The 6,038-nt window shown below is 33.6% G+C and carries 5 protein-coding genes and 1 pseudogene; 3 read left to right on the top strand and 3 right to left on the bottom strand.

The genetic code is table 11. The annotated features are described in order from the left end of the window. Positions 1-127 precede the first annotated feature (127 nt). Both FHL05_RS01435 and FHL05_RS01430 read left to right on the top strand, forming a co-directional pair. Positions 128-400, top strand: a pseudogene (locus FHL05_RS01435) (ABC transporter ATP-binding protein); the annotation flags it as partial. Continuing rightward, positions 393-1,976 carry an ABC transporter gene (locus FHL05_RS01430; RefSeq protein WP_153521859.1) on the top strand — a complete coding sequence of 528 codons (1,584 nt, stop codon included), beginning with the start codon at positions 393-395 and terminating at the stop codon, positions 1,974-1,976. The pseudogene FHL05_RS01435 and the gene FHL05_RS01430, both read left to right, overlap by 8 nt. Before the next feature lie 131 nt (positions 1,977-2,107). Here the strand turns inward: FHL05_RS01430 and FHL05_RS01425 are convergent, their stop codons facing one another. From FHL05_RS01425 to FHL05_RS01415, 3 genes are all read right to left on the bottom strand, one after another. Next, positions 2,108-2,521, bottom strand: a complete 414-nt coding sequence (locus FHL05_RS01425) for an Lrp/AsnC family transcriptional regulator (RefSeq protein WP_153385506.1) — start codon at positions 2,519-2,521, stop codon at positions 2,108-2,110. A gap of 310 nt (positions 2,522-2,831) precedes the next feature. Further along, a complete protein-coding gene (locus FHL05_RS01420) occupies positions 2,832-4,202 on the bottom strand; it encodes a collagen-binding domain-containing protein (protein WP_153521857.1) in 1,371 nt (456 codons plus the stop codon). Beyond that, positions 4,150-4,545: a hypothetical protein gene (locus FHL05_RS01415; protein ID WP_153521855.1), complete on the bottom strand. Its 396-nt coding sequence runs from the start codon at positions 4,543-4,545 to the stop codon at positions 4,150-4,152. The genes FHL05_RS01420 and FHL05_RS01415 overlap by 53 nt, the downstream gene beginning before the upstream one ends. Before the next feature lie 361 nt (positions 4,546-4,906). On the opposite strand from FHL05_RS01415, the gene FHL05_RS01410 reads away from it, so the two are divergent. Next, entirely contained in the window at positions 4,907-6,031 is a 1,125-nt protein-coding gene (locus FHL05_RS01410; RefSeq protein WP_153385504.1) for an acyl-CoA dehydrogenase family protein, read from the top strand. Positions 6,032-6,038: the final 7 nt, after the last annotated feature.

The following is a 6,038-nucleotide window of genomic DNA, read 5'->3' as shown; positions in this document are numbered from 1 at the left end:
TATTAAGCGTATCAATCTTCAAATTTTTTGGCTCCGAGCAAGCTCGTCAGCCAAATAAAAAACAGCTAGACCAATTATGATCTAACTGCTTATGTAAACTGCCATCAACTTAATTTGACGAACAGCCCCACAAGCGGCCTATGATTTAAAGCAGTTGATGAAAGAACATGCTAAAAAAGGCAAAACAGTTATTTTTTCGACCCACAATTTGGATACGGCACAACAACTTTGTGATGAATTAGCGATTCTCAAGAGTGGAAAGATGATTTATAACGGAACAGTAGAAGCTTTAAGAGCGAAGAATAATGATGAATCGTTGGAAGAAATTTATCTGAAAATGGCTGGACGTCAAAGTGATTGCCACCTAGTTGAAGATATCGAAGGTGAGTCCCATGGATAAGAGACAATTACAAGCTTTATTAAAAGTAGATTTACGTTTGCTTAATCCACAAATAACCGCTCGTTTGAGAAAAAAGGGAAGCGTTGGGGATAATCTAACTAAAAAGTTAGAACTTCAATTTCTAATAAATGGGGCGATTTTTCTATTTATTTTAGGAGTACCCATGCTTTCGTTGAATTTGAGCAAATTTCCGGGAACATTTAGTTTATATGTCAGTTTATCGATTTTATTGGCATTTTTACGAAGTATCTCAGGAATTTACAATATCTTTTTTGCCAGTAAAGATTTGATTAGCTATTTACCACTACCCTTTAGGGAACAGGAAATCTTTTTTAGTAAAATCATGATTATTGTTTTAGACCTTATCCCATTCACGCTTCCGATGTTATTGGCCTTTTTTTTAACAGCTTGGTATGCAGGGATGATAATACCAATAGCAATTTTATTGAGCGTTGGAGTATTTATTTTAATAATTGCAATTATATTAATGATTTGTTCGTTAGTTATTTTTGGCTTAACTAAAACGAAATTCTTTCAAAAGAATCCTAATGCTTTTATGAATAGCTTAATTGCCGCTAGTTTGATTATTGCTATGAGCGTCTTTTTCTTCATCAATAGTTCAAGCAATCCAGCAACTCAGGGATTCAATTTTGTCTTAACACCGATTTTTTTACCACTTTTTAAAATGTTTCTTAATCCTATTTCTATTGGAAGTACTTTAACTGGGCTTATTTTAATAGGAACATTATTTGTTTTAGGAATAGCTGTTAAATTACTGGTTTTACCAGGATTGAATGACCAATTGACCAAAGCAAATTCTGCTTTTTCAAAGAAATCAATTAAAAGAAAATCCATTCATCGTCGTGACTTAAATAAGATACTTGATTTTTATAACCGTCAATTATTGAAAGAACCTAATGTATTGCTCCAAGTATTTTCTAGTTCAATTTTGCCGCCGTTAATCTTTATCTTTACTTTTGCGATGATTAAAGGCCCAACGGACTTACCTGTGAAATGGTTGGGAGTGTTTTTTGTTGGTGGCTTATTGATGGGAATTTTAACTACGAATGAAACATCATTGGTTGGCAATTTAATATCTTCAGATCGAATGAATTTTAAATTTGTCAAATCGTTACCTATTTCAATGAACCGTTATTTATATCGTAAATTCTTATTGGGCTTTGTGGTTCAGTTATTGATCAATTTGATTATTATGGGAATAGTAGCTGTGGTAATGCAAATCGGTTTGATTATGTCAATATCTTTAGTTTTAGGCGTGACGCTGGGGACGTATTTCATGAGTCAATATTATTTCACCCGTGATTATCGCTTACGTTTAGCTAATTGGACCAACATTTCTGAACTCTTTAATCGAGGCGCTGGTAACATAGGATTGATATTGTCGATGATGGCAATTATTTTTCTTGGAGTAGTGGTTATTGCTTCGTATTCAATGGCTGTAATCTTTATTCCACAAATTTGGCTATTGAATCTAGGGGTATTTGTTTTAATCGGCATTGCTGCGATAATAATAATCCATCACTATCAATTAAAATTTTGGCATCAATTTGAATAAATAAAAAAGCTGATGATAAAATATCGTCAGCTTTATTTTGGTTTACTTTTGGAGAATATATTTGAATTGTTTCGATAATTTTGTTTTATTAAATAAAGCCTAAGTATCATTATTCAAATGGGGTAATTGTTTTAGATGAGTTCAGATATGACTTCTAAAACTTGATAATTGGCATAGGCATTTAACTCTTCTAAAAAATCATTTAGTTCAGAACTAGAATGAAAGGCAGCTTGAATCATATAATTCATTTGACCAGAAATTCGGAAATGATGGCGAATGAAATTTCTTTTTTTGTGGATGAACTTTAAATATTTTTCGTGGCTGTAATATTCCATCTGTGTTTGAATAAAAACTTGATGAGAATATCCCATTTTGGCAGTATCGACTTCAACCGTATATTTTTTTATAATGCCATCATTTTCTAAATTTTCGATTCTCGTTGCCACTGCAGGAGGAGTTAGGTGAACTAATTCCGCAATTTTATTTTTTTTGATGCGTGAATCTCTATTTAGCAATTTCAATATTTCTGAATCTGTTTTATCCAATTAGAAATGACCTCATACTTTCTTATACACAGTATTATAAATAAATAGAGAAAAATTTACTATGAAAGTAGTCGTTGTTTATGTTATAGATAATTCAAAAACTTTTAAAATGTACAACTTTTCCTATTACAAGTGAGTTTTCAGTTAAAGTGAAAAGATTTAGCATTATTCATACAGATTAAAATCTTTTGATTAGACTAATAACTACTCAAATAACATTGCTTTTTGAAAAACATCATCATTAAAAGACACGAATTCGATAAATTCGAATTCGTGTCTTTTTTAGTGATTAATAAGTGGTTTTATTAGATTAGTTGTTTTTCCTAATTTTTATTACTTTGATAATTGAGAATACTGCCAGTAATGCCAGTAATGCCAATCCTAAAATGGAAGCAATCAATCCACTTGTGCCACCAGTTGAAGGGAAGAGTCCTGAACTGTTTTTGGAAGTTGAACTTGGTGTAGCAACATCATTTTGAACAGTTTCTAATACGTTTGGCAAAGCTTTTCCAGTACTTAAAGAGCGGGTACTTTGTGTTTTGGGTGTTGTTTCCTGACCAAAACTACTTTCAGAGGAGCCGTTTGTAATTGGTAATTCTGAATTTGAATCTGTATTTGGTTTTTGATCAGTGTCAGGGTTAGAACTTGAGTCAGTATCTGTGTCTGGTTCAATGTCTTTTCCGTCTGGGTCTTCTGTTGATTCGTTTTCATCGGTATCTAAATCAGTATTTGAGTCAACATCTTCTTCATTCGAGTCGTCAGTTGAATTTTCTCCATCATCTGTATCTGGTTCATTACCTGAATCTGTACTTAAATCTTCATCAAAATCTTCTTCGTCACTTTCATCAATATCTGGTTTTGTTGGTTCTGGATTTTTGTCTTCATCAACAGCTTCATCATATGAAGAGTCATTTTGATAATCCCAACGGTGCGTTTCACCTTTAACATTAACCACTTCAGCAATGATATTTCCATCTAAGTTATGATTAACGGTAACTGTTGCACTAGTTGCAAGGACGCTACCTTGGAAAGGTGCATCAAAATTAATTGTTCCGCGATAAACGCCATCTGCTTGTGAACTGTCATAAAAGTTCCAAAGAATGTGATTGTCGTCAAAATATTCTGTTTCATGATTAGGACGGTTAGTTGGATCAGTACTGTTTCCATCAGTATAGAATAGTTGAATCTGTGATTTCATATCGTAACTAGATTTACCTTTCAAATCAACGTTGATAACGATATTTGTTCCACCAGCTTCTGATGAAAGTCCTTTGATTTTCAAAGGCGTACTTTTTTCAAGAACGCTGCTATCTAAATCAAAAGCAATTTTGTTTTCCTTATTAGGAGTGTAGTCATCTAATTCAATGACACGGTTATTGATGTCTTCAGCAAAATTTTTATCGTTTAATTTGTCATGAGCATCTCTTTGCGTGATAGCCTGTGATTTTTGAGCTAAAACGTTAAAGTATGAATCAAAGTCAATGTAGGTGTTGTTGCCTTGGTCTTGGAAAACTTCATCTTTAGTAAGGTGACTGATAGTTGATGTATTGACCATCAATTCTTCAGTATCAGATAGTAAAACGTCATTGTCTGTACCGAAAGTTACTTTATTAGTCCGATCGCCATTGCTAGAAACAAAAGAACTTGATTCCATTTTGAATATAAGAAATATCTTTTTCAACTTTTCCCATATCATCTTTGATGTTGGTACCGAATCCAGCATCACCTGATAAATTAGCAACGGCTAGGTTACCATTTGTATGCGTCGAAAGGTTAGCTTCCTTAGCAAAAATATGGAAGTGAGCAGCATAACCTAATTCGTTATTGTCACTATTTTTAAAATCATCTGTCACGTTTCCACCTGATGAAGGTGTCCAATCGTTTTTTGTTTGGTTGATATCAGACGTTTCCTCAGTCGCAATATCAGCAGCGTACGCTTGGATACTAGGAGTGATACTTAGTAGAATTGTTGTGCTCAGGGTAATACATGATAGTCTAAAGAATTTGCCCCGGGTATTTAACATGATTTAATGAACCTCGTTTATAAGTTTTTTGTGATTATTATTATTATAAAATTCTATGCCTATGTCAATAACATTTGATGAAAAAATATTAACTGTAATTGCTTTCAACCATTTGTAATCGATTACATTTGGTGAAGCCAAGCGTCTCTAGTGCTTGGGGCAGTAGGAGAAATTTCAAAATCAAAATAATAATCAAAAAAATAAAAAATATTTTCAATAAACTACTGATTTTAATTAATAAATATATAAAATAATTATATTTAAAACATTAAAAAAGTATCTTAAAATTAAAAGTAGCAAATATCCTTTGGATATTTTTTTATAATCGTATGTGAAAATTTTAACATATAGGAGAATTCTAATGGATCAAAAACAAACAAGTAAAGAGATACTACTGAGAATGGTGAAGTCGTTCACTGAAAATGAAGTTGCTCCCTATGATATGGAAATCGATCGGACTCGTTCATATGTGAATGACTTATTAGAAAAAATTAAAAAATATGATTTTTTGAGCACGATGTTGCCAAAAGAATATGGCGGTGCCGGTTTCGATGGTGAAACGACGGCGGCCATGATCAATGAGATTGCGCGTGGAAATGCCAGTTTGGCTGTTACCTTAGAAGGTCACTTTAAGTCAGTTGACCAAATCGTTAAATATGGTAATCAAGCTTTAAAAGATGAATATTTACCACAAGCTAAATCTAGAATCATTGCTTTTTCAATGACTGAACCAAGTGGTGGTTCTAATCCTCTAGGCATTACTTCCCACGCTGAAAAAAAAGGCGACAAGTGGATTATCAATGGTGACAAAATCATGATTACTAATGGTGGTTTGGCTGAGATTTATTGCGTTCTAGTCAAAACAGCTCCAGAAGAATTATCATTTTTCGTCATTGATAAAGATATGCCTGGCTTTGAATTCGGTAAACAAGAAAACTTCTTAGGCTTGACTGGTGTTCCAGTTGGCGAAATCGTTATGAATAATATTGAAGTCGATGAAAATCACTTGCTCGGTAAAGTTGGTATGGGTAAGGAAATCGGCGACAGTGCTCATAATGATGCACGTGTATTGATGGGCGCTGTCTTAACGGGAATTATGGAACATGAGCTCAATGTTGTTACTGATTATGCAACGCACCGAAAAGCCATTGATACGCCAATTATCCAAATGCAAGGAATTCAACGTAAAGTCGCTGATATTGCTGTTGCTAAAGAAACAACCAAATTGTTATATCAAAAAGCTGCTTGGTTAAAAGATAATCGTCAGGATTATGAAGAAGAAGCTGCTATGACTAAGGCTTATGGAAGTCGCAGCGCTGTTAGATCAGGTGACAATGCCTTACAAATTTTAGGTGGTTACGGCTATAGTTTGGATTATCCTGTGGAACATTTAATCAGGGATGCTCGTGCTATGGAAATCGCTGAAGGTACTGTTGAAAAAATGAGAACAGAGATTGCTTTAATAGAAGCAAAGAATCGTGCCTAGGAGGAAA

This window comes from Companilactobacillus halodurans (genome assembly GCF_009600995.1).
In the GTDB taxonomy this organism is placed as follows: Bacteria; Bacillota; Bacilli; order Lactobacillales; family Lactobacillaceae; genus Companilactobacillus; species Companilactobacillus halodurans.
Note: the sequence above shows the minus strand (reverse complement) of the source record. Positions and strands in the feature narration are given on the sequence as shown.